This is a genomic window from Alphaproteobacteria bacterium (assembly GCA_030739735.1).
In the GTDB taxonomy this organism is placed as follows: domain Bacteria; phylum Pseudomonadota; class Alphaproteobacteria; order UBA7887; family UBA7887; genus UBA7887.
In genome coordinates this window covers 77946-100705 of sequence record JASLYQ010000008.1, presented here as the reverse complement: position 1 = coordinate 100705, position 22760 = coordinate 77946, and the positions used below count along the sequence as shown (strand labels likewise).

Sequence of the window (22760 nt, the reverse complement as noted above, 5' to 3'; positions counted from 1 at the left end):
CTGTCTCAGGCAGAAAATATCTACCAACAAATACTGCAGAACGACCCAAACCAATCCGTCGCTTTGCACCTGCTAGGGCATTGACACGTTAACTGCCACGGTCTCCAGAATTCGATCGTGATCCAAATCAGACCGCAAGCCAACTTTGATTCCAGACAGAGAACGTCTCGGCTCGAAACTGTTTAAAGAATCGGCGGTGCAGAAGATGGCGTTGGACGTAAAAGGCGTTGTAGACGGCGGCGTGGATCGACAGGAACCGTTGGGCGGATCCCGGCGACTTAAACCGCTGCTGTTTTCGTTCGCGTCGTCGAACCGGCTGGTGCGAGTTTTCAGCGCGATTGTTTGCCCGCAATCCCTGATCATGGACCACGGACAGCCGCTCTTTACGGATGGCGACGACATAGGATTTGAGCTTGTCCGTGATGATCCGCTTCGGCGCAAAGCCCTGCTTCTTCAACAGCTTTCGCAACAGTCTCTGGGCCGATCGAGCGCAGCGCCGTGGCTGGACTAGGAAGTCAAGCACCTCGCCCTCGTCATCGACCGCCCGCCACAGCCAATGTTTCCGGCCACGGATCTTGATAACCATCTCGTCGAGGTGCCAGCGCGCACTGGCGCGCGGACGGCCGCGGCGAAGATTGACGGCGACCAATCGGCCGAATTTCAGGAACCAGCGTCTTACGGTCTCGTTAGATACATCAATGCCACGTTCGGCCAGCAGGTCCTCGACATCACGAAACGACAGGGTGAACCGAGCGTAAAGCCAGACCGCGTGCTGGATAATCTCCGGCGAAAACCGATGTCGCTTGAAGGATATTTGGATCATCCAGAGACCGTAGCGGCCCCTGACCGCTTCGGCCACCGACTTAACGTGTCAATGCCGTCCTGAGCGGCTGACCGATGGCGATGCCCGGACAGGTTCGTGACACGTGTCATCATGCATTATGCCTCGACGAAACCAGCGACGTGTGCCCTTTGCTCGGCCCGCGGCTTGAGGATCAAGCTGAGGCCGACGAAGACAACGAGATTGGCCAGGAAGGCGAGCATGCCGGGATTGATGTCGAGAGGGCGTGCATCGGTGCCGAATTGAAGGAAAGCGTTGATCGCTGCACCGGTGAGTAGCCCGGCAATGGCGCCTTCGCGCGAGGCGCGACGCCAATAGAGCGCGCCATAGACCGGCGGCGCCAACTGGATGATGTAGCCATAGGCGCCGAGCAGGAGTTGGATCAACCCCTCGCCACCGAAGATGGCGAGGTAGTAAGCGGCACCGCCGACCGGTGCTAGGTGCTGGTCGTTCGGTGCGGCGGCAAGAACGTGCGCCGTGTGTCCTGACGGCCGTGGCTATCATGGCGCTGGCCGTGCGTCAGCTGGGACCGTTGTGATGCTGTCGAGTTGGTGTGGTGCCCAGCATTGCCGAGTAGGCAGGCGTCTTAGCCAATGGCGAGACCGCCGGGGCGCTCGTCGCCAACCTGTTCTCCGCCCTAGTGGTTGCCGCTGTGGTGCTTAAGGCTGACGTTGAGACGTTAGGCCGCTGCGACGACCTTGCCGCGATAGGCGAGAGCGCAGTGGTCAAGGCAATAGGGCCGGCCGGGAATATGCTGGGCGCCGCAGAAACGGAAGTCGTTGTCACCCGGGTGACCGATCGGCCAACGGCACATTTTCTCGTTTAGGTCGAGCGTGCCCATCGTCCGCGGCTTCGCTTCAGGCTTGAGCTTGGTGGTCTTGGCACGATGGGCCAGGCCGAGACGATTGGCCTTGCCGATGACGGCGTTACGGGTGGCTCCGATGCGTTCGCCGATCTCGCGTGCACTGGCTCCTGCGACCCACATGGTGCGTAACGTCTCGACCGTCTGGTCTGTCCAAGCCATGCTTCCTCGGTTCCCTTATTATGATTACTTTGAGCCACAGATTTAGTCGAAATTCCGGCAGTGATCCACTACATTTCGTGGTTATCCACAGAATTTACAAGTTTTACACAGTTTATCCACCGCGCCATCAACATTGGCGCCGGCTGCGCGGTCCCGCGGTCGCCTTGCAGCACCGTCCGCAGACTGCTAACCACATAGGCTCTGTTATCCCGGATCGCAAGAGTGAGGCCTGTGGTGTCGCCCAATACCCCTTTGCTCGGAGTTTCCGGTAGCCGCTGGCGGCTCAGCACGCCGTCGTTAGTGCTCGACCTTGATGCCATGGAATCCAATCTGGAGTTGATGGCGACCCATTGCCGCGCTACCGGTCAGGCGCTCCGGCCTCATGCCAAAAGCCATAAATGCACATCCATTGCCAGGGCGCAGATTGCTGCGGGCGCTGTCGGCGTTTGCTGTGCCACGATCCGCGAAGCCGAGGTGATGGTAGCCGCCGGCGTGCCAGTGCTAATTACCTCGCCGCCGACGGGCGAGGCCAAGGTGGCGCGGCTGATGGTGCTGCACGGCACGACAGAGACTCTCAAGGTCGCCACCGATACGCTCGCCCACGTTGCGGCGCTGTCGGCGGCGACCGCGGCCGCCGGCATTGATCGGCCGCTCGCCGTGGTGATAGATTTCGACGTCGGTACGCACCGCACAGGTGCGGCCACGGCGACCGATGTGGTGGTGCTCGCACAAGCTATCGAAGGCGCGCCCGGGCTTAAATTTGCTGGTGTCCAGGCCTATTACGGCCACCTGCAGCACATTAAGGACTATGTCGAGCGCACTGTGGCCGTGGCGGCTGAGAACATGCGTCTCGGTGAGACAATAGACGCGCTCAGGGCGGCAGGCTTCGCCGTGCCCTTGGTCACGGGCGGTGGCACCGGGAGCTACGACATGGACTATCGCCACGGCTTGTTCAACGAGCTGCAGGCGGGCTCCTACATTTTTACCGACGTGCAATACAACGCTGTGGCCTTGCGCGAGGACGAGGCGCGGCCTTTTGCTCCATCGCTTTTTGTGCAGGCCAGCGTGGTCAACGATGTGCACGACAGCCACGCTATCATCGACGCCGGCCTGAAGAGCTTTGCCACCGACGGTCCCGAGCCCGAGTTCGCCGTGCGCACACCGCTCGGCGCGAGCTATAAGTTCTTCGGCGACGAGCACGGTGCGGTGGTCTATGGCGAGGCCAACGAGCGCCTGGAGGTTGGCGCCCAGCTGGCTTGCCTGGTGCCGCATTGCGATCCCACCGTGAACCTCTACGATACCTATCATTGTGTACGCGGCGATACCCTCGTCGATATCTGGCCGATCGAGGCGCGCGGCAACCCATGAAACAGGCCGGCGCCACGGTGAAGTTCGGCATTGGCCAACCGCTCAGGCGCAAGGAGGATCCGCGGCTTCTGACTGGTCGCGGTCGCTTTATCGCGGACTGTCATGAGACTGGTGAGGCGCATGCCTGGTTTGTCCGCTCGGTGCACGGCCACGGGCATATTCGCGCCATCAAGGCGGCGGCAGCGGCTGCTATGCCAGGGGTACTCGCGGTGGTCACAGCGGCCGACGTCGCGGAGGCGCTTGGGCCCATGACGATCGCGTTTACCCCGCCGTCCCGCCCCGGCGCTGAGACGCGCCTGCCTGATGCGCCTGTGCTGGCCAGCGACAAGGTTCGTTTCGTCGGCGACAACTTGGCCATGGTGGTCGCGGAGACGGCCGCGGCGGCGCGCGACGCGGCGGAAGCCGTCACTGTCGAAATCGAGCCCCTGCCCGCGGTGATCACACCTGCCGCCGCCTTGGCTGCGGGAGCGCCACAGCTGTGGCCGGAGATTCCCGGTAATCTAGCCTTCGACTGGGAGTTGGGCGATGCCGTTGGGGTCGAGGCGGCCTTTGCCGGTGCCCACCATCGCGTCAGCATCGAGGCAGTCAATAATCGCGTGGTCATCGGTGCCATGGAGACGCGCGGCGCGTTTGCGCGCTACGACGCCGCGAGCGGGCGCTTCGAGATCACCATGCCGTCGCAGATGCCGCATTCCCTACGCGACGAACTGGCTCAGATGTTCGCCCTGCCCGAAAACCGCTTCCGCGTGCTGATCAATGATGTTGGCGGCGGCTTCGGTGTCAAGAACTCGCTCTACCCCGAATATCCGTTGCTGCTGTGGGCGGCGCGCGAGCTCGGCCGTTCCATCTCCTGGGTCGGCGAGCGGGAGGATGCCTTCCTTACTGACTTCCAGGGCCGTGGCCGCGTCACGCGGGCCGAGCTCGCGCTCGGCGAGGATCTCGACTTTCTTGCCCTGCGCGTCGACGTGTTGGCCGATCTCGGCGCTCACGCCTCGGGGCGCGGCACCATGCCGCCAGTGGTCAATATGTCGGCGCTCAACGGCGTCTATCGTACCCCTGCCATTTGCGCCCGGGTGCGCGGTGCCTTTACCAATACCGTGCCGACAGAGGTCTATCGCGGCGCCGGCCGGCCGGAGGTCCTGCATCTGGTTGAGCGCCTAGTCGACGTTGCGGCTTTCGACCTTGGCGTCGACCGCATCGACCTCAGGCGTCGCAACACCCTGCGACCGGACGAGCTGCCCTTCGCGACCCCGCTCGGCCTCAACTATGATGCCGGGCGCTACGAAGAGACCCTCGATGCCTGTCTCGCGCGCGCCGACTGGGCGGGCTACGAGGCACGTTGCGCGGCATCAGCCGAGCGGGGGCTGCTGCGCGGCTTCGGCATCGCTAACTATGTTGAACGTTGTGGCCACGGCGTTTCGGAAAGCACGGAGTTGCGCATTGAGAGGGATGGTAGTGCCACGGTGCTCAGCGGCAGCCAGTCCAACGGCCAGGGGCACGAGACGGCCTTCGCCCAGTTCGCCGGCGACATGCTCGGCATTGATCCGATGCGCGTGCGCGTCATCCAGGGCGATACCGACCAGGTCAGGGAAGGTAAGGGCACGGGCGGCTCATGGTCTATTCCGCTCGGGGCTGCCTGCCTGACCTTTGCCAGTCGCGACATGGTGAACCTGGCCATGCCGCTCGCAGCGGACGCGCTGGAGGTGGTGGCGAGCGATCTCGAGTTTGCCGGCGGCCGCTTCGTCATTGCCGGTACCGACAGGGCACTCGACTGGGAGGGCGTGGCCGAGGTTGCCGCGGCACGATCTGTCACACTCATGACCATCGGTCGTTTCACGCCGGAAAATCACACCTATCCTAACGGCTGTCATTGTTGTGAGGTCGAGGTAGATCCGGAAACGGGACTGCTCGAGATCGTCGCCTATACCGTCGCTCATGATTTCGGACGCACGCTGAACCCGCTCATGCTGGCAGGCCAGGTGCATGGCGGCGTTGTCCAGGGGCTTGGCCAAGCCGGATTCGAGCATGTAGTCTACGATGAGACCGGCCAGTTTCTCTCTGGCTCTCTGCTCGATTATTGCCTGCCACGGGCAGACCAGCTGCCACTCATCGACTTCTTATCGCTGGAAACCCCGTCACCGTCGAATCCGGCCGGCTTCAAGGGCTGTGGCGAGGCCGGGGCTGCCGGTAGTCCGCCAGCGCTTGCCAATGCTGTGATGGATGCGTTCAGACCGCTCGGCGTGCGCCATATCGATATGCCCTACACCCCTCAGAGGGTCTGGCGGGCCATTCAGAATGCGAGGAATTCACAATGACCATCGAAGGAGTGGAAGCCCTGTGCTTCGATGTGTTTGGAACTGTCGTCGATTGGCGCTCGAGCGTTATCCGCGAAGGCCGCGCGCTCGGCGCGGAGAAGGGCATCGATATCGACTGGGTGGCTTTCGCTGACGCCTGGCGGGCGGGCTACCAGCCGGCCATGGAAGAAGTTAGGAGCGGCGGCCAGGGCTGGGTCATCCTCGACGAGTTGCATCGCAACATCCTCGACCGTCTGATAGATAAATTCGGGATAGAAGACCTTGGTGAGGACGAAAAAGTCCATCTCAATAAGGTGTGGCACCGACTCGATCCCTGGCCCGATTCTGTGGCCGGTCTGACGCGGCTGCGCACACACTATACGTTGGCGACGCTGTCGAACGGCAATGTGGCGCTGCTGGTGAATATGGCAAAGCGTGCCGGCTTGCCTTGGGACGCAGTGCTCGGCGCTGAGGTGGCGCGGGCCTACAAGCCCGTGCCCGACTCCTATAAGACCACCGTTGCCATGCTCGGCCTCGCGCCCGAACAGGCGATGATGGTGGCGGCGCATAATGATGATCTTGAGTTTGCTGCGAAGACCGGTATGCGCACGGCTTTCGTGAGCCGACCTACGGAGTACGGGTCCAATCAGATGATCGATTTTGAAGCGGAAGGCGACTGGGATGTCGTGGCGGTGAACTTCATCGATCTTGCCACGAAGCTGGGAGTTTGATCGATGCCGCCGCGTTTCAACAAGGAACTCGATTTCGAGTATGGCGCCGTTGCCGAGGTCAGCCCGCTGCTTCGCCGTGTTGTCGCGCCTAACCCGAGCGCCTTCACCTTCCACGGTACAGGCACGTATATTGTCGGGCGCGGCAGCGTTGCGGTGATCGACCCTGGCCCGGCCGATGAGAGCCATGTCGAGGCGTTGAAGACGGCGTTGGCAGACGAGGTGGTGAGCCATATCGTCGTCACCCACACCCATATCGACCACTCGCCGGCGGCTGCCGCGCTGAAGGTCCATACGGGTGCTGCCACATGGGGGTACGGCCCGCATGGTTCCGGCAGCAACATCGTGGTTGAAGCTGGCGGTGACATAGATTTTGTGCCCGACAACGGAGTGGTAGACGGCCAGGTCATTGCCGGCGAGGGTTGGACGCTGGAGGCGGTGTACACGCCGGGCCACACCTCCAACCATCTTTGCTTCGCCTTGAATGAGGAGGAAGCGCTGTTCTCAGGCGACCACGTGATGGGTTGGTCGACGACGGTGGTCTCGCCGCCGGACGGTGATATGGCCGCCTATATCGCTTCGCTGCGCAAGGTTGCCGCCCGGCCCGAGCAGCGCTACTACCCGACCCACGGTGCGCCGGTCGAAAATGCTTCGTCTTTCGTCGGCAAGCTCGTCGCTCACCGCCAGCAGCGCGAGCGCCAGATTGCAACCTGTCTGGAAGAGGGTGTGACGCGTATTCCCCATATGGTCTCGCGCCTCTATGCCAATATCGATTCGCGCCTGCACGGCGCTGCTGGTCGCTCGGTGCTCGCTCACCTAGTACATATGGTGGCGACGGGTCGCGCCGCCTGCGATGGTGCGCCGGACATCGATACGGAGTACCGGAGCGCCTGACGAAGGGTGCATTGCCCGAGGCCACCCTCGTTGCGATAGTCTGGGTGTTGTTGCCGGTTGCGGTGCTAGCTACGGCGCTCACAGTCCGGTCGGGGAGGTCCGTCATTGCCTGCACGCTGTGGCTGACAGGCTTCGACAACATGCCCACCTTTTTGTAGAGGCAAACCTTCGCGATTTGCCTCTGGCCGCATGTGCTCTATGATCCGCGCCCGCCGCCGCTTACCCGTGGCGACACTTGTTTTTCCCCAGATTTCGGCCCGGCTATGCATGCCTATCGTACCCATACCTGCGGCGAGTTGACACTTGTTGACGTCAGCACCCAAGTTCGTGTTTCCGGCTGGGTGCACAGCAAGCGCGACCACGGCAATCTGCTGTTCCTCGATTTGCGTGACCATTACGGCATCACCCAATGCGTGGTTGACCAGAGCAGCGAGCACTTTCCGGTCGTCGAAGCGACCCGCCCAGAAAGCGTGATCACGGTCAGTGGCTCGGTGCTGGCGCGGAGCACCGAAACGGTGAACCCCAAGCTCGCTACCGGTGAGGTCGAGGTACGCATCGAGAGCTTCGAGGTCCAGTCCCACGCTGAGGTGCTGCCCATGCAGGTGGCGGGCGAGCAGGAGTTTTCCGAGGAGATGCGCTTGCGTTACCGCTTCCTCGACCTGCGCCGTGAAGCGATGCAGCGAAATATTGCCTTGCGCGGTGCTATCGTTGCCAGCATCCGCAAGCGCATGATCGCCTCGGGTTTCAGCGAATACCAGACGCCGATCCTGACCTCCTCGTCGCCCGAGGGCGCGCGTGACTTCCTGGTGCCGAGCCGTCTGCATCCGGGCAAGTTTTACGCACTGCCCCAGGCGCCGCAGCAGTTCAAGCAGTTGCTCATGGTCGCCGGCTTCGACCGCTATTTCCAGATCGCACCGTGCTTTCGCGATGAGGACGCTCGCGCCGACCGCAGCCCTGGCGAGTTCTACCAGCTTGATATGGAGATGGCCTTCGTCACCCAAGAGGACGTCTTCAATGCCATCGAGCCGGTTCTCCACGGCGTCTTCGAGCAGTTCACCGACCGGGAGGTGACACCCTTGCCCTTTCCACGCATCTCTTTCGCACAAGCAATGTTGGAATACGGCACCGACAAGCCTGACCTGCGCAATCCCTTGCGCATCGCAGACGTGACCGACGCCTTCGCCATGGAGGGTGTGACCTTCAAGGCCTTCCAGGGCGCCATCGAAAAGGGCGCTGTAGTGCGCGCCATTCCGGCGCCCCGTGCCGCGGCGCGTCCGCGCAGCTTCTTCGATAAGCTCAACGACTGGGCCCGTGGTGAAGGTACTCCGGGCCTCGGTTACATCACCTTCGGTGAGGAGGGCGAGGGCAAGGGCCCGATTGCCAAGTTTGTGCCCGAAAATGCCCAGGCGGCGATCTGCGAGACGGCGGGCGTCGGTGCTGGCGATGCGGTCTTCTTTGTCTGCATGAAGCCGAATGAGGCGGCGCTCTTCGCCGGGCGCGTGCGCATGCGGCTCGGCGAGCAGCTCGACCTCGTCGAGAAGGATGTCTTTCGTTTCTGCTGGACCGTCGACTTTCCGATGTTCGAGCGCGATGAGGCGAGCGGCAGGATCGAGTTCAGCCACAATCCGTTCTCCATGCCCCAGGGTGGCATGGAAGCGCTGGAGAACGAGGACCCGCTCGATATTCTCGCTTGGCAGTATGACATTGTATGTAACGGTGTTGAGCTAAGCTCCGGCGCCATCCGCAACCATCGCCCCGATGTCATGATCAAGGCCTTCGGCATGGCTGGCTATCCGCCCGAGGAAGTCGAAGCACGCTTCGGTGGGATGCTGCGCGCCTTCCGCTTCGGCGCCCCACCCCATGGCGGTATCGCGCCTGGCATCGACCGCATCGTTATGCTGCTGGCTGACGAGCCCAATATCCGCGAGGTCATCGTCTTTCCCATGAACGGCCAGGCCGAAGATCTGCTGATGGGCGCGCCGGGTGAGGTTGACGACAAGCACCTCAAGGAGTTGCACATCCGACTGCAGCTACCGCCTAAGCCGGAGAAAGGCTAGGCTGTCTGCAAAGGCCGGATGGGGACAGTGGGCGCTTCCGTGGTAGCATGATACTCGGTCAGAAATTCTTTGCCGTGGCTGGCGAATGCGTCGGTGACGATGGTGTGGTAATGGGCATTGACCACGGCTTTGCCGGTGGCCGCGCCTTGTGCGAACCATGCCTCCGCTAACGCCTTGCCGCGATAGGTCCAGATGCGCCCTGGCAGTCCCGGCGCGACGGCACCATCGACCCGGATGCGGTCGTAATTTGCCTCACGGATGTCCAATAGCGCGAGCTGCGCCCCGGTCACGGGAAAAACCACGCCATTGACAGTGCTGCCCTGTGCCGGGCGGATGTTCACTGCAGTAACGAAGATGTCGAGGCGCTCGCCATCGTCGTCCACGAAATATGGTCGTCCAGGTAGGTCGTGGCTGTTGTCGCGGGCGATGTTCCAGAGCCTGCGATGGTCATGCAGGTGGCAGGGATAGGCTTCGCTCGCCGCGAAAGGTGGCCGCGAGAGAAATTGTGCAAGCGCCCCAAGGCCGACCAGCGAGCCGAAGCCGAACACATGTTCGTTGCTCACCCGCGCAGGATCTCCTCGATCCAGCGCGCCCAGGCGATCAGCCGGCCGTCGTCGCCGCCGCGTGCGACGAGCTGCACGCCGAGTGGCATTCCTGTGGGGCCGTTGCCAGCGGGCAAAGTCAGGCAGGGCACGTGCAGGGCCGTCCAGGCGCGGTTGAACATGGGATCACCGGTGGAGTCCTGCGAGGGTGCCTCGCCAGGCGCCGCAGGTGTCAGCAGCAAGTCGTAATCGCCGAACAGATGGTGCGCTTCGATGTGACAGCGGGTGAAGATGCCCATCGCGGCATCAAGACTTTCGAGGGGCATGTTGGCACCCTCGTCAAGCATCTTCGCCAATCCCGGGCTCAGCTGGTCGCGATCACTGCTGTGCTCGCGCCTGAGCATCACGGCGGCCTGCGCCTTCATGATGATATTCTGCGCTTCCGCGAGCTCCGCGAATGCGCCTTCCATGACCACCTCGCCTGCCGGTGCGCCAGCCGCGCTAAGGCGGGCCACGAGTTCCTCCAGCAGCGCTGTGGTCGAAGACTCCACTTTGTCCCAGTCAGGGGTCCGACAAAGCGCCACCGTGGGCGGTGGCAGGAAGCCTGTTGGCGTTTGACCGAGGGCCCCATGTGCATCGGCGATGGTCCGCGCCACAAGGGCCGCATCGGCAACGCTGCGCGCGAACGTGCCGAGCGTATCGAGATCCCGCGACAGGGGCTTAACGCCGTCCAAATTGATGGCACCGAAGCTTGGCTTGAAGCCAACCGTGCCACAGAATGCGGCCGGGCGGATCACTGAGCCCGCGGTCTGGCTGCCGAGCGTGGCGCCGACCATGCTCAAGGCGACGGCAACGGCGGAGCCCGATGACGAGCCGCCCGGCGTTCTCTCCACATTGTGCGGGTTGCGCGTCACCGGTGGCTTGAAAGTAGCAAACTCCGTGGTCACGGTCTTGCCGAGAATGACCGCGCCCGCGGCGCGTAGGCGCGCGACACAAGTTGCGTCCGCGTTCGGCCTGTTGCCGTCATAGATCGGTGAGCCGTAGCCGGTTGGCATGTCAGCAGTGTCGATAAGATCCTTGATGCCGATAGGCACCCCGTGCAGTGAGCCTGCCGGCCTCTCTGCCCCATCGCAGGCCTCTGCCTGCGCCAGTGCCGCCTCCACATCGAGATGGCGCCAAGCGTGCACCCTGGGCTCGTGCTCGGCGATGTGCGCCAAACACGAATCCACCAATGCCCGCGATGTCAGCTCGCCAGTGGCGATGCGTCGCGCCGCATCTTCAACACCTAGCTGCCACAACGCCTCGTTTATGCCACACCTCAAGCGTTTAGTTGTAATCAGCTTCACATGTCACCGACCCGCTTGCGGGTGTCAAGGGCGGGCTTTATGACGTGGGTCTATCGGGTCGCCGAAGGGAGGGTGACCATGCGCTACGAGGTGATATCGGCAGATTGCCACATCGACCTGATCTGGCTGCCGCCAGATCTGTTCACGGCCAATGCCAGTGCTGCCCTGCGCGATCGCATGCCCTACGTTACCGATGGGCTCGGTGGCCCGAAATGGGTGAGCCGTGGCGGCGCTGAATTCGGCTTGCAGAACGGCATGGGCTCGGCCGGGCGCAAATATGTCCCAGGACAGATCCATCGCTCCGACCGTATGGCTGAGACCGGCCTTTATGATGACGGGGTCAAGGGTATCCGGCGCCTGACGGATCCCGATCTCCGCCTTGCGGACCAGGACCGCGATGGCGTGCAGGGCGAGGTACTCTACGGTATTCTCGGTGCTGCACAGCGCCTCGGCGACGCCGAGGCGGCACGTGAGATGATGCGCATCTACAACGAATGGCTGGCCGGGTTCTGCCGCAGCCATCCTGACCGCTATGCGGGCGTTGCCACAATTCCCGGCGATGATATGGCGGCGGCACTGGCCGAGATCGCACGCGTAGTTGAGCGCGGTGGTGTGCGCGGGTTGGAAGTGGCGCTCACTTTCGACATGATCCCCCTGTTCGACCCCCATTGGGTGCCCTTATGGAAGGCGGCCAGCGAATCGGATCTGCCCATGCATTTCCACACTATCGGCAGTCAACCGCCGGATTTCACCGCCATGCCACCGCTACAGGCACGCCAAGCCTTCGCCGTGTTTATCACCGGTTTCCAGATGGGTATGTCGAAGGTGCTCATGGAGCTCGTCTTCGGCGGTGTGCTCGAGGACAATCCAAATCTCAAGGTGGTGATCGCTGAAAGCGGTATCGGCTGGATTCCCTATGTACTCGATCATATGGACCTTGAGTGGGAGGACCAGTTCAAGGATCTTACCCTGACCATGAAACCGTCGAACTATTGGCGGCGACAATGCTTTGCTACCTATCAGACCGATAGGGTCGGCGTGCTATTGCTCGACGAGTTGGGCGAGGACAACATTATGTGGGGCTCGGATTTCCCCCACCCAGACGGTGTCTGGCCAGATTCCCGGGATTTTATTCAACGGGAACTCGGCCAACTGTCGCAGGCCGCCCGCCACAAGGTGATCTGCGACAACGCTGCCCGGCTGTATGGTTTCGGTTACTGAACCGCAGAATCGTCCTCCGGCTCCTCGACTACGATGACACCGACCATCAGCGGGTGCACGCCGCAGACGTAGGGGATCGCTATCTCCTCATTGAAGCGATGCACTGCGCTGTTGTTGGGCATTAGAACGCCGGTATTGAACTCGCGCTCCATGCCTATGGCGGAATGCTCGATATGATGGATATTGGTAAAACGGACGCAGTCGCCGGGTGCGAGGTAGATATCGCCGGGCACGAACTCAAAGGTGATATTGACTTGGTGAATCGCGTTGCAGTCCACGGCTTGGGCCGCGGAGGCGCTAACAAAGATGGCCATCAGAGCCAATAACGGCAAGCGGGCAGCGTATTTTAGGGTCATCGCAATAGTGCCTTTCGTGGGGTGGGGACGCAAATCTGTATCGGTTGAGTTACAGCCGGCAACTACCTTCCTTAAAACGGATTAGCGTGCCGTAGGCAACACTTCGGCAATAACTGTGATCATTTCGGCGACTGTGGCACCATGGTGAAACAGCCGCAAGGCACCGCCATTGGGGCCAACCAGATAAGTGGCGGCAGTGTGATCGACGAAATAGGTCTCATCATCTTCGGGGGGCTCGCCGTCCTCGTCGAACGGCGGCGGGTAGTAGCGCCTGTGCCGCACGCTGTAGCTTTCTGACATCGCGGCGATCTGTTCGGACGTGCCGGTCAAGCCGATGAAGCGGGAATGGAAGGCAGGCAGATAAGCCGCCAGCACTTCGGGCGTGTCACGTTCGGGATCGAGTGTCACGAAGAGGGGTTGCACCACTGCGGCTCGGTCACCGAGTGCGTCCAGCGCACCGGCCATTATTGCGAGATCGGTCGGACAGACGTCGGGACAATGGCTGTAGCCGAAGAAGACCAGCAAGAAGGAGCCCAGAAAATCCTCGTCTGTCACCGCCTTTCCGGTGTGGTCGGTCAGCGCGAACGGCGCCCGGTCCACGGCGTGCGCCGCCGGCAATGACAGCAGAAGAGCGAGGCAAAGCGATGATAACGCTATGGTAAGGCGCATTCGCGCGCTCCCGGTCGGGAAATGACAAAGTCGGACGAACGTCGTTCTGGCGCCCGGTTGAGTCAAGTCCTGACGCATGCGTTTGGGGCTTTCGCGACACCTCGCAGCTGAAGTAGGGTGACATTTTCCTCCGGCGGATGATCGCCCGTGCCCATGCGCTTTTCTGCCCTCCTTGTCTCGCTTTCTCTGTTTTGGCTACCGGCGGCGTTTGCTGATATGAACGAGCCTCTGGCGACGCGGCTCGTGCCCGAGGTCGTTGAGATATTGTTTCCGACGGCGGACGTTCTCGGCCCGGTCGAGGGCACGCCGCCCCTGGCGACCGTTTTTCGTGGCGGCGAGACGCTGGGCTACCTGTTCTCGACCCACGAAATGGTCAATCCCGCTGGTTATGCGGGTCTCTCCTTCGACATCATCGTCGCGCTTGACGTTGATGGCATCATCCGTGGCCATCTGGTGCTGGAGGAACATGAGCCGCTGATTGACGAAGGTATGGTCAGCATCGAGGAACTCAACGGCTTTCTCACGGGCAATCACGGCATCGACATTCGTACCCGCCATCGCTTGGTGCCGACCGGTGCCGACGGTGTTTCGGGCGCCACCATCAGTGCTGCCGCCATGTCGAATGCAATCATGGATTCGGCCATCTTTGCCGGCTACCGTGCTGCGATCCTGGACGATAGCGGCACCGGCCTCTCACTCGACCGCTTTGCCTATGAGCCGCATAACTGGGCAGAGTTGATCGCAGACGGCTCGATCACCCGCCTCACCTTGAGCCGCCGTGAGGTGCGCTCCATCCTGGGCGAGGTTGTGCCGCCGGGCGGCGATGACGAGATATTTCTCACGCTTTATGTGGCGCTCGCCACCGCACCCGGGATCGGCCGAAATTTGTTCGGGTTGCGCATCTTTCGCTCGGTGGTGAAGACGAGCCAGGCAGGCGATCATCAGCTGCTGGTAGCCTCGGTCGGTCCCTACCGCTGGATTCCGCGCAACCCCTACATGGTTGCTATATTCGACCGCATACGCGTGCGTCAGGGCGAGACCGTGGTACCGCTGTTGCCGGAGAACTTTTACCGCACGCGCGGGCTCAAGATCGAGGGGCATCCTCAGTTCGATTATGCCGCGCGCTTTCATCTGCCCGCAGCCCTCGGATTTGATGCCACCGCGCCCTGGACGTTAGAACTCGACGTTCGGGGCGAGGGCGACGACGCGGCAAGCGCCAACTTCCCGCTGCCGTATCGCATTCCCTTGCGCCACGTGGTTGGCGCAAAGGCAGCCTTGGAGGATGCCGGCTTTCTGATTCCCCGCTATGTTGCTTTCGGCCTCTGGCGGGAAAGCACCTTGCGGCCCTGGCAACGCGCCTGGCTCGACAAGGACGATATACTCGTCGGCATTCTGACGCTGTTGCTGATCGTGACAGGCGTGATGCTCTTCCAGCATCGACTGGTGCGCTCACGCCGTGCGCATCGCTGGCTGCGAACCACCATTCTCCTGGCGGCCTTGGTTTGGCTGGGCTGGATGACGGGCACCCAACTCACTGTCATCACGGTGCTGACTTGGCTGCGCATGGCCTTTGAGAGGCTCGATTTGAGCCCCGTCCTGATGGATCCGCCGATGCTGCTGCTCAGCGTATTTGTGCTGTTGACGCTGGTTCTATGGGGGCGCGGGGTGTTCTGCGGCTGGCTTTGTCCCTTCGGCGCTTTGCAGGAACTGTCCAACAAGGCCGCCCGCGCCATCGGCCTGCGCCAGATTACATTGCCCGAGCGACTGCATGCGCAGCTTTGGCGCGTCAAATATGTTTTCGCCCTGGGACTCCTCGCAGCCGCGGCGATCTCGCTGCAAGCGGCCGACACGGCGGCAGAAGTGGAACCGTTCAAGACCGCGATAAGCCTGCATTTCCAACGTTCCTGGCCGTTCCTGGCCTATGCCTTGGCGATACTGGCTGTGGGTTTGGTGATCGAGCGCGCCTTCTGCCGCTACCTCTGCCCCCTCGGCGGGTTGCTGGTTCTGGCTGGCCGTCTGCATGTCTTCACCTGGCTCAAGCGCCGTCCCGAATGCGGCTCACCCTGTCAGCTCTGTACCGTTAGCTGTCCAATCGACGCCATCGACAAGACCGGCAACATCAAAATGAGCGAGTGCCTGCAATGCCTGGACTGTCAGGTCGAATATTACGACGAGTATCGCTGCCCCCCGTTGGTCGCCCAGCGAAAGCAGCGCGAAGATCTCGCCATCGCTGCCGAGTAGGCGCGCTTCTCGTCTTTGCGCTGGCATCGACGACGGCGCTTGCCGAGGGTGAGGCACCTTTGCAGGAGCGCCTGACTTCGGCACTGGTGGCCGAACTCTTCCCCGCTGCCGACGGCATAGGCATGGTGGCTGGCGACCCGCCCGTGGCGACTGTTCTGGCAAAGGGTGAGGTGGCAGGCTATCTGTTTTCTACCCTGGAGACCGTCCGGCCGGCCGGCTACGCCGGCAATCCCTTCGATATTGTTGTGGCACTCGGTGCCGGCGGTATCATCCGCGGTCACCATGTGCTGGCCCAAAAGGAGCCGCTGCTGCAACGCGGCGTCATCGAGCCGCCCGGTTTTCGCGCCTTCCTCAGCGAGCTGCACGGCAGCGACGTGCGTACGGCCCGCCGCTTCGTGCCGAGTTCGATAGACTCGGTTTCCGGCGCAACGATCAGCGGTATTGCCATGGCCAATGCCATGCTCGATTCAGCGCTGCGTGTGGGTATGATTGTGGGTCTGCGCGAGGTTGGCGGCGACGGGTTGTCGCTCAATCGTTTTGATTTTGAGCCCATGACCTGGCCGGATCTGGTCAGGAACGCATCGGTTCAAGAACTCCACGTTGACACCGGCGGCGGCAGCTCTGCCACGCTCTATGCTGCGCTGGCCACGCCGCCTGCGGTGGGCCGCAACCTGTTCGGCGAGCGCGCCTACCGGTCCATGCGCGACGCCGCGGGTCCGGACGATAATCAGATCCTTGTGGCCTCGGTCGGCGCCATCGGCTGGATCCCGGAAAACCCCTGGCTCGTGCCACTATTCGAGCGTTTGCGTCTGGTCCAAGAAGGCAAGGCATTCGTCTTGCGGCCCGAGAGATTCTATCGCGCCTGGCGCCTTGCAATGACCGATCATCCGGCTTTCGATGAGGCTGGGCGGTTCCACATCACTGCCGACAGCGGCTTCGATCCACTGGCGCCGTGGAGCTTGGAATTGACCATGCCCGATGCGATCGTCGCCCTGCCCTATCGAATTCCGGTGCAGCATGTGCTGGGTGATGACGCGGCGCTGGAGGATGCCGGTTTTAAGACACCCACTTACGTTGCTTTTGGGCTTTGGCGTGAAAGCACCCTGGCACCCTGGCAACGCGCCTGGCTCGATAAGGATCGGGTTCTTGCCGGTGTTGTCGTGCTGCTGCTGGTCGTGACCGGGGTGATGCTTCTCCAGCACCGCCTGACACACTCGCGGCGCCACCACCAGCTGCTGCGGCTTGGCGTTCTCGGCGTGACTTTGGTGGGACTGGGCTGGTTCGCCGGGGCTCAGCTTACTATTCTAACGGTGCTGAGTTGGCTACAGGTTGCCTTCGGCGGACTCGACTGGCGCGGCATGTTGATGGATGCACCACTAGTGTTGCTGAGCGTCTATGTATTAGTCACGCTGGTGCTTTGGGGGCGCGGTGTCTTCTGCGGCTGGCTCTGCCCTTTCGGTGCCCTGCAGGAGCTGTCCAACCGCATCGCACGATTTCTGCACGTACCGCAACTCGCTTTGCCAGAGCACTTGCAGGCGCGCCTTTGGCGAGTCAAATATGGGGTGTTGTTCGTAGTATTGGCGACCGCCCTGGTTTCGCGTGAAGCGGCCAATACGGCGGCCGAGGTGGAGCCTTTCAAAACCGCTATCAGCCTCCAGTTCCAACGCACCTGGCCCTATGTGGCCTATGCCGTGGGATTGCTCGCTGTGGGCTTGGTCTATGAGCGCGCTTTCTGCCGCTTTTTCTGTCCGCTCGGTGCGCTGCTGGCCCTGGCCGGGCGCTGGCACGTTTTTAACTGGCTCAAGCGCCGGCCCGAATGTGGCTCGCCCTGCCAGATCTGCAGCAGTTCCTGTCCCGTTGCCGCCATCCCCGACAGCGGCAAAATCAATATGAGCGAATGCCTGCAATATCTCGACTGTCAGGTCGAATATTATGACGATCGCCGCTGCCCGCCGCTGGTGGCCGAACGCAAGCGAAAGGATGCCTTTGAGGTGTCATGACCGATCACAAGGCCTTGCAAGATGACCTAGTTGCCTGCGCCTCCTCCGCGCCATTCCCAGCGACCGAGAGAACATCGGCGGGCGCGCCGAGGACGGTGGTCCGGGCCGTGGCATCCAGTACCCCTTCGGACCGCGTTGCGCGAGGGTGAATATCACGCGCCCTGGGACAAAGCGGCACTGGATCAGTGGAAGATGATGATCTGCACCCTGATGCGCTATCATGCCGCTGATCCTGGGGCCAGGCTCTGGCAGATCCCGACCGAGTTTATTCGAAACCTCGACTATGGCGAAGGCTGCCAATACTCTGCTCTTCGAGCAAGGTGTTGCCTGCGTCAAGTGGATGCGGGCGACCTGGGATGAAATTGGCGACGACGCAGGTGTATGATGAGCTTTTCCGGATACAAGACACTTAAATTCGCCCGCGACGGCCGCGTGCTGCGTGTGACCATCGATGGTAACGGTCCCCTGAACCCGGTCGACGACGCCCTGCACAGTGAGTTGGCGCGGGTCTTCACCGAGATACAGGGTGATGCCGAGAGCGACGTGGTGGTGCTAACTGGCGCCGGGCGCGCCTTTTGCGCTGGTGGTGACATGGACTGGTTCCAGGCGATGATCGATGAGCCGGCAAAGTTTTGCGGTATCGTGCCCGACGCAAAGCGCATCATCTTCGGCATGCTAGAGCTGGAAAAACCTATCGTTTGCCGCCTCAATGGTGCGGCGGCGGGGCTAGGCGCTAGCGTCGCGCTGCTCTGCGATATCATCGTCGCCGATGAGACGGCAAAGATCGGTGATCCGCACGTTGCCATGGGGTTGGTTGCGGGCGATGGCGGCGCCATCATCTGGCCGCAGCTCGTCGGCTATGCACGCGCCAAGGAAATGCTTCTAACCGGCGAGATGATGAGCGCGCGCGATGCCGCTGCCTGGGGTCTGATTAACTACGCCGTGCCTGCGGCCGAGCTCGATGCCAAGACCGACAATATCATTGCTAAGCTCGTCAATGGCGCGACCTGGGCAGTGCGCTGGACTAAGACAGCGATCAATATTCCCCTGCGCACGCTTGCAGCCAACATCACCGATGCGGCGGTAGCCTACGAGATTCTGTCACAGGCGCATCCCGACCACCAGGAGGCTGTCGCCGCGTTCCGCGATAAGCGGCGCCCCAATTTTGCCGAGGGTTGAGTCGTAAAAATCACCGATGTCAGCGCTGACAGCGCGCCACCGGGATGTCGCCATCAATCTCGCGCAAGCGCCTAATCCGTCCCATCAGCACTGTGCCCAGGAACAGCTGCCGGGAGCGCGAGGTTCTCCAGCCATCAAATGGGGTTTTTCTCTAAGCCTTTGTATTGAGTCTGCGGGCGCCGTATTGCTCAGACGGCGGCCGACTCGGGCGGGCTTGAATCCCCGTCGTCGCGGGGCTGTGCACTAGCGGTACCGCGGCTACGACCGCGACGACGGCCGCTACGCTCGGGCTTAGCTTCGCTGGTGGCGTTACTTTTGTCATCTCCTGCTGACGCACCCACAACAGCCTCGTCAGACGCCGTCTCTGCGAGCGGCGTTTCGGCAGGCGCTTCCGTCTCCGTCCGATTGCCGTCACGATGATTGTCGCGCCCGCGGGCCTTGGCAGCATTGGCTTCGGCCTGCGCCGCCACCTGAGCATTGCTTATGCGTTGGTAGTGCTCGGCATGCTGAAGATAGCCTTCCGCCGCCACACGGTCACCGCTGACCACGGCTTCGCGAGCCAGGCCTTCGTACCGTTCCTGCACATGGGCAGCACTGCCCTTGATTTTCACATCCGGACCGTTGCTTTCATAGTTAGAGGCGAGGCCATGGGATCGCCGTCCGTTCGAACGGCCACGATGGCGTTTGGAATGGGAACCTTGTCTCATGCGCTCCAAATTTCACGTGATGTTAGAAGACCTTGACCAGCACACGGTTGCGTACATCAGCTACAGACGGTCAAATCCATTAAGACTTGATCGACGTTTTCACCATACAGGCTACTGAGTTCATTTTCTCGTTGACGGCCCATCAGCCATGTCAACGCTTACCGTTGCTTGAAGTGACACTAGCGCGACAGATCGAACTTTCCAAGTTTTTTCGAGAATACTCTAGCCTTTCTCAAACCGCAGGCAACGCTCAATTCCGGTAAGGTCGTAGTGCCGCTCCCGACAATACAGGCCAGCCTGCGCCGCAATCGCCACCACGGGCTCCGCCTGATCGGCTCCGATCTCGAGAAGTGCCTGGCCGCCAGCGTTTAGCAGCCGCGGCAGGCGGGGGATCAGCGCCCGATACGCCGCCAGCCCGTCGATACCGCCGTCTAGTGCCGTCCTCGGCTCGAACTTAGCAACCTCGGGCTCCAGTCTGTCGATAGCGCCGCGCGCTACATAGGGCGGATTGCTGACCACCAGATCGAAGCGGTCTGCCACCCCGTCTCCCCAGTTGCTGGCGACAAATTGCGCGCGTTCGACAAGACCCGCGCGCGCCGCGTTGCGGGTGGCGACCCGCAACGCGGCAGAGCTGGCATCAACGCCGAGTCCCGTAGCACCCACAAAACAGTCGAGTAGCGCCAGCAGCAAACAACCGCTGCCCGTGCCGAGGTCGAGCAGGACCCGCGGAGGCGGTACACCGGCGAGTGCGGCCTCGATAAGCGTTTCGCTGTCGGGTCGCGGAATCAGCGTGTCTCCTGTCACCTCCAGGTCAAGGTTCCAGAACTCACGCCGGCCGAGTATGCGCGCTATTGGCTCGCGGCCGGCGCGGCGGTGCACCAGAGCAGCATAACAAATGTGCTCCGGCCGGCCGACTTCGTATGAAGGGTTGGCGAACAAGTGCTCGGCCGTAAGCCCGGTAGCATGCCCCAACAAGAGTCGTGCCTCGCGTCTGGCATCGCTCTGTGGCACGTGCGACAGCGCTGCAGCGCCCCAGGCGAGTGCCGTGTTTACATTGCTCATGCTAATTCCGCCAGCTGCGCCGCCTGGTGATCGGCAATCAGGGCGTCGATGAATTCGTCGAGCGAGGCGCCATCCATCATCACCTCGATATCGAACACGCTCTTATTGATGCGGTGGTCGGTGACGCGGCCTTGCGGAAAATTGTAGGTGCGGATGCGCTCGGAGCGATCGCCGCTGCCGACTTGGGCGCGGCGGTCGGCGGCGCGGTCGGCCTCGCGCACCGCTCGCTCCTGCTCATATAGTCGGGCGCGCAGGATGCGCAGTGCTTTGGCCTTGTTCTTGTGCTGAGACTTCTCGTCCTGTTGCGAAACGACGATTCCGCTCGGCATATGGGTAATGCGCACGGCGCTGTCGGTCGTGTTGACCGACTGTCCACCTGGACCGGAGGCACGGAAGACGTCGATACGTAGATCCTTCTCGTCGATGGCGATATCGACCTCTTCGGCTTCCGGGAGCACGGCGACGGTCGCGGCCGAGGTGTGAATGCGCCCCGAGGTCTCCGTCTTTGGCACGCGCTGTACTCGGTGGACACCCGATTCGTATTTTAGCCGAGCAAAAGCGCCGCGTCCTTTGATGACCGCTACCGCCTCCTTGACGCCTCCGATTCCGGTTTCGGACAGCGCCATCATCTCCAGCTTCCAGCCGGCCCGCTCACCATAGCGCTGGTACATACGCACCAGATCGGCGGCGAACAGCGCCGCCTCTTCGCCGCCGGTGCCTGCGCGCACCTCGAGAATGGCACCCTTAGCATCGGCTTCGTCGCGCGGCAGCAACGCGAGCTTGAGACGGTTCTCCAGGGCCGGTATGCGCTCCAGATAGGTCTCGCGCTCGCTGCGGGCAAGCTCACGCATCTCCGCATCCGTCTCCGCGTCGGCCAACATCTCGTTGAGTTCGTCGACCTCCTCGCGCAGCTTACGCAGCGCCACCGCCTGCTCGACCACGCGAGAGAGTTCGGCATATTCCTTAGCCAATGCCACGCGTTCGGCGTTGGAGAGACTGGGCGTGGACATCAACTCGCCAATCTCCGTATGGCGAGCTTCGATGCTTTCGAGCTTGTTGGCAAAGGACATGGTGCGTCAGCTGACGAGAGCCCTCTCGGGCCGCGTCTCTTGCACCTCGATCTCGGCGGCCTTGGCCTCGATCAGTTCCACCAGATGGTCGAGCATTCCGTCAGTGGCGATGCGATGGTCGGTGACGCCACTGATGTAGACCTGGTGTATATCGCGACCGCCGCCGGTAAAGCCGATATCGGTCTCACGCGCTTCGCCGGGGCCGTTCACTACACAGCCGATGATCGACACCGTTATCGGCGCGGTGATATGCGCCAACCGCTCCTCCAGCATAGCCACGGTCTCGATCACCGGGAACTGCTGGCGAGCGCAGGAGGGGCAGGAGACGATGGCGACGCCGCGGTGGCGCAGGCCGAGTGATTTGAGCAGTTCGAAGCCGACCTTGATCTCTTCCACCGGATCGGCTGACAGTGAGACGCGCAAGGTGTCGCCGATACCAGCCCAGAGCAGCATGCCGAGGCCGATTGACGACTTGACCGTACCACCGACCGTGCCGCCGGCTTCGGTAACGCCGATATGCAGGGGGTAGTCGCAGGCATCAGCCAGGCCCTGATAGGCGGCGACGGCGAGAAAGACATCGGATGCTTTGACGCTGATCTTGAACTCGCGGAAGTCGTTGTCCTCGAGAATGGCGGCGTGGGCAAGGGCGCTTTCTACCATCGCCTCGGGGCAGGGCTCGCCGTATTTCTCCAGAAGATTGCGCTCCAATGAGCCGGCGTTGACGCCGATGCGCATTGAACAGCCATGGTCACGCGCCGCTTTCACCACCTCGCGCACCCTTTGCGCCGAGCCGATATTGCCGGGATTGATGCGCAGGCACGCAGCACCTGCCTTGGCCGCCTCAATGGCGCGGCGATAGTGGAAATGGATATCGGCGACGACCGGAACCTCACTCTGGCGCACGATCTCCGCCAGGGCCGCGGTCGACTCTTCGTCAGGACAGGAGACGCGCACGATATCGGCACCCGCCGCCGTCAAGGCGTGCACCTGAGCCACCGTTGCCGCCACATCAGTGGTGGGCGTGTTGGTCATCGACTGCACGCTGATCGGCGCGTTGCCGCCGACGAGCATATCGCCGACGTGGATCTGGCGGCTAGCGCGCCGCATAATATCACGATAGGGACGGACGCTCATGGACCGACTCTCATAGGAACTTAGCTT

General features: G+C 62.1%; 20 protein-coding genes. 9 read left to right on the top strand and 11 right to left on the bottom strand.

The window, feature by feature from the left end; genetic code table 11:
* Window positions 1-127: 127 nt before the first annotated feature.
* The 3 genes from QF629_06075 to QF629_06065 form a co-directional block, all read right to left on the bottom strand.
* Window positions 128-823 (bottom strand): IS6 family transposase, encoded by a 696-nt coding sequence (locus QF629_06075; protein MDP6013097.1) that lies wholly within the window; start codon window positions 821-823, stop codon window positions 128-130.
* A 116-nt stretch (window positions 824-939) separates the two neighbouring features.
* The gene (locus QF629_06070; protein ID MDP6013096.1) at window positions 940-1227 is read right to left on the bottom strand and encodes a hypothetical protein; all 288 of its coding nucleotides are present in this window, start codon (window positions 1225-1227) and stop codon (window positions 940-942) included.
* A gap of 293 nt (window positions 1228-1520) precedes the next feature.
* Window positions 1521-1865 (bottom strand): GcrA family cell cycle regulator, encoded by a 345-nt coding sequence (locus tag QF629_06065; protein ID MDP6013095.1) that lies wholly within the window; start codon window positions 1863-1865, stop codon window positions 1521-1523.
* A gap of 234 nt (window positions 1866-2099) precedes the next feature.
* Between QF629_06065 and QF629_06060 the strand changes: the two genes are divergently transcribed.
* The 5 genes from QF629_06060 (at window position 2100) to aspS (ending at window position 9206) form a co-directional block, all read left to right on the top strand.
* Window positions 2100-3233, top strand: a complete 1134-nt coding sequence (locus QF629_06060; protein ID MDP6013094.1) for a DSD1 family PLP-dependent enzyme — start codon at window positions 2100-2102, stop codon at window positions 3231-3233.
* The gene (locus tag QF629_06055; GenBank protein ID MDP6013093.1) at window positions 3230-5548 is read left to right on the top strand and encodes a xanthine dehydrogenase family protein molybdopterin-binding subunit; all 2319 of its coding nucleotides are present in this window, start codon (window positions 3230-3232) and stop codon (window positions 5546-5548) included. The genes QF629_06060 and QF629_06055 overlap by 4 nt, the downstream gene beginning before the upstream one ends.
* Window positions 5545-6258: a haloacid dehalogenase type II gene (locus tag QF629_06050; protein ID MDP6013092.1), complete on the top strand. Its 714-nt coding sequence runs from the start codon at window positions 5545-5547 to the stop codon at window positions 6256-6258. Before QF629_06055 ends, QF629_06050 begins: the two co-directional genes overlap by 4 nt.
* Before the next feature lie 3 nt (window positions 6259-6261).
* Window positions 6262-7149 carry an MBL fold metallo-hydrolase gene (locus tag QF629_06045; protein ID MDP6013091.1) on the top strand — a complete coding sequence of 296 codons (888 nt, stop codon included), beginning with the start codon at window positions 6262-6264 and terminating at the stop codon, window positions 7147-7149.
* Window positions 7150-7412: 263 nt separating this feature from the next.
* Complete coding sequence (gene aspS, locus QF629_06040; GenBank protein MDP6013090.1) at window positions 7413-9206, top strand: aspartate--tRNA ligase; 1794 nt, start codon at window positions 7413-7415, stop codon at window positions 9204-9206.
* Here aspS and QF629_06035 read toward each other — a convergent pair.
* Complete coding sequence (locus QF629_06035) at window positions 9203-9769, bottom strand: gamma-glutamylcyclotransferase family protein (GenBank protein ID MDP6013089.1); 567 nt, start codon at window positions 9767-9769, stop codon at window positions 9203-9205. The genes aspS and QF629_06035 overlap by 4 nt on opposite strands.
* Complete coding sequence (locus tag QF629_06030) at window positions 9766-11094, bottom strand: amidase (protein ID MDP6013088.1); 1329 nt, start codon at window positions 11092-11094, stop codon at window positions 9766-9768. Before QF629_06030 ends, QF629_06035 begins: the two co-directional genes overlap by 4 nt.
* A gap of 39 nt (window positions 11095-11133) precedes the next feature.
* Between QF629_06030 and QF629_06025 the strand changes: the two genes are divergently transcribed.
* The gene (locus tag QF629_06025) at window positions 11134-12315 is read left to right on the top strand and encodes an amidohydrolase family protein (GenBank protein MDP6013087.1); all 1182 of its coding nucleotides are present in this window, start codon (window positions 11134-11136) and stop codon (window positions 12313-12315) included.
* On the opposite strand, the gene QF629_06020 is transcribed toward QF629_06025, so the two are convergent.
* Together QF629_06020 and QF629_06015 are read right to left on the bottom strand one after the other, a co-directional pair.
* The gene (locus QF629_06020) at window positions 12309-12671 is read right to left on the bottom strand and encodes a hypothetical protein (protein MDP6013086.1); all 363 of its coding nucleotides are present in this window, start codon (window positions 12669-12671) and stop codon (window positions 12309-12311) included. The genes QF629_06025 and QF629_06020 overlap by 7 nt on opposite strands.
* 81 nt (window positions 12672-12752) lie before the next feature.
* Window positions 12753-13340 carry an SCO family protein gene (locus QF629_06015; protein MDP6013085.1) on the bottom strand — a complete coding sequence of 196 codons (588 nt, stop codon included), beginning with the start codon at window positions 13338-13340 and terminating at the stop codon, window positions 12753-12755.
* Window positions 13341-13556: 216 nt separating this feature from the next.
* On the opposite strand from QF629_06015, the gene QF629_06010 reads away from it, so the two are divergent.
* The 3 genes from QF629_06010 (at window position 13557) to QF629_06000 (ending at window position 18760) form a co-directional block, all read left to right on the top strand.
* Entirely contained in the window at window positions 13557-15581 is a 2025-nt protein-coding gene (locus QF629_06010; protein ID MDP6013084.1) for a 4Fe-4S binding protein, read from the top strand.
* 59 nt (window positions 15582-15640) lie between these two features.
* Window positions 15641-17581: a 4Fe-4S binding protein gene (locus tag QF629_06005; GenBank protein MDP6013083.1), complete on the top strand. Its 1941-nt coding sequence runs from the start codon at window positions 15641-15643 to the stop codon at window positions 17579-17581.
* 384 nt (window positions 17582-17965) lie between these two features.
* Window positions 17966-18760: an enoyl-CoA hydratase-related protein gene (locus QF629_06000; GenBank protein ID MDP6013082.1), complete on the top strand. Its 795-nt coding sequence runs from the start codon at window positions 17966-17968 to the stop codon at window positions 18758-18760.
* A gap of 188 nt (window positions 18761-18948) precedes the next feature.
* Here the strand turns inward: QF629_06000 and QF629_05995 are convergent, their stop codons facing one another.
* The 4 genes from QF629_05995 to ispG form a co-directional block, all read right to left on the bottom strand.
* The gene (locus QF629_05995) at window positions 18949-19467 is read right to left on the bottom strand and encodes a DUF4167 domain-containing protein (protein ID MDP6013081.1); all 519 of its coding nucleotides are present in this window, start codon (window positions 19465-19467) and stop codon (window positions 18949-18951) included.
* Window positions 19468-19689: 222 nt separating this feature from the next.
* Window positions 19690-20529, bottom strand: coding sequence for a peptide chain release factor N(5)-glutamine methyltransferase (gene prmC / locus QF629_05990; protein ID MDP6013080.1), 840 nt, complete (start codon window positions 20527-20529; stop codon window positions 19690-19692).
* The gene (prfA, locus tag QF629_05985; GenBank protein MDP6013079.1) at window positions 20526-21599 is read right to left on the bottom strand and encodes a peptide chain release factor 1; all 1074 of its coding nucleotides are present in this window, start codon (window positions 21597-21599) and stop codon (window positions 20526-20528) included. Before prfA ends, prmC begins: the two co-directional genes overlap by 4 nt.
* A gap of 6 nt (window positions 21600-21605) precedes the next feature.
* Window positions 21606-22733: a flavodoxin-dependent (E)-4-hydroxy-3-methylbut-2-enyl-diphosphate synthase gene (ispG, locus tag QF629_05980; GenBank protein ID MDP6013078.1), complete on the bottom strand. Its 1128-nt coding sequence runs from the start codon at window positions 22731-22733 to the stop codon at window positions 21606-21608.
* Between the last annotated feature and the right edge of the window lie 27 nt (window positions 22734-22760).

Excerpts from the sequence above, each read along its gene's own strand:
- QF629_06075 (MDP6013097.1), bottom strand. The coding sequence starts at position 823 with ATGATCCAAATATCCTTCAAGCGACATCGGTTTTCGCCGGAGATTATC.
- QF629_06065 (MDP6013095.1), bottom strand. The coding sequence starts at position 1,865 with ATGGCTTGGACAGACCAGACGGTCGAGACGTTACGCACCATGTGGGTC.
- QF629_06055 (MDP6013093.1), top strand. The coding sequence starts at position 3,230 with ATGAAACAGGCCGGCGCCACGGTGAAGTTCGGCATTGGCCAACCGCTC.
- QF629_06050 (MDP6013092.1), top strand. The coding sequence starts at position 5,545 with ATGACCATCGAAGGAGTGGAAGCCCTGTGCTTCGATGTGTTTGGAACT.
- QF629_06045 (MDP6013091.1), top strand. The coding sequence starts at position 6,262 with ATGCCGCCGCGTTTCAACAAGGAACTCGATTTCGAGTATGGCGCCGTT.
- aspS (MDP6013090.1), top strand. The coding sequence starts at position 7,413 with ATGCATGCCTATCGTACCCATACCTGCGGCGAGTTGACACTTGTTGAC.
- QF629_06025 (MDP6013087.1), top strand. The coding sequence starts at position 11,134 with ATGACGTGGGTCTATCGGGTCGCCGAAGGGAGGGTGACCATGCGCTAC.
- QF629_06020 (MDP6013086.1), bottom strand. The coding sequence starts at position 12,671 with ATGACCCTAAAATACGCTGCCCGCTTGCCGTTATTGGCTCTGATGGCC.
- QF629_06015 (MDP6013085.1), bottom strand. The coding sequence starts at position 13,340 with ATGCGCCTTACCATAGCGTTATCATCGCTTTGCCTCGCTCTTCTGCTG.
- QF629_06010 (MDP6013084.1), top strand. The coding sequence starts at position 13,557 with ATGAACGAGCCTCTGGCGACGCGGCTCGTGCCCGAGGTCGTTGAGATA.
- QF629_06000 (MDP6013082.1), top strand. The coding sequence starts at position 17,966 with ATGAGCTTTTCCGGATACAAGACACTTAAATTCGCCCGCGACGGCCGC.
- QF629_05995 (MDP6013081.1), bottom strand. The coding sequence starts at position 19,467 with ATGAGACAAGGTTCCCATTCCAAACGCCATCGTGGCCGTTCGAACGGA.
- prmC (MDP6013080.1), bottom strand. The coding sequence starts at position 20,529 with ATGAGCAATGTAAACACGGCACTCGCCTGGGGCGCTGCAGCGCTGTCG.
- prfA (MDP6013079.1), bottom strand. The coding sequence starts at position 21,599 with ATGTCCTTTGCCAACAAGCTCGAAAGCATCGAAGCTCGCCATACGGAG.
- ispG (MDP6013078.1), bottom strand. The coding sequence starts at position 22,733 with ATGAGCGTCCGTCCCTATCGTGATATTATGCGGCGCGCTAGCCGCCAG.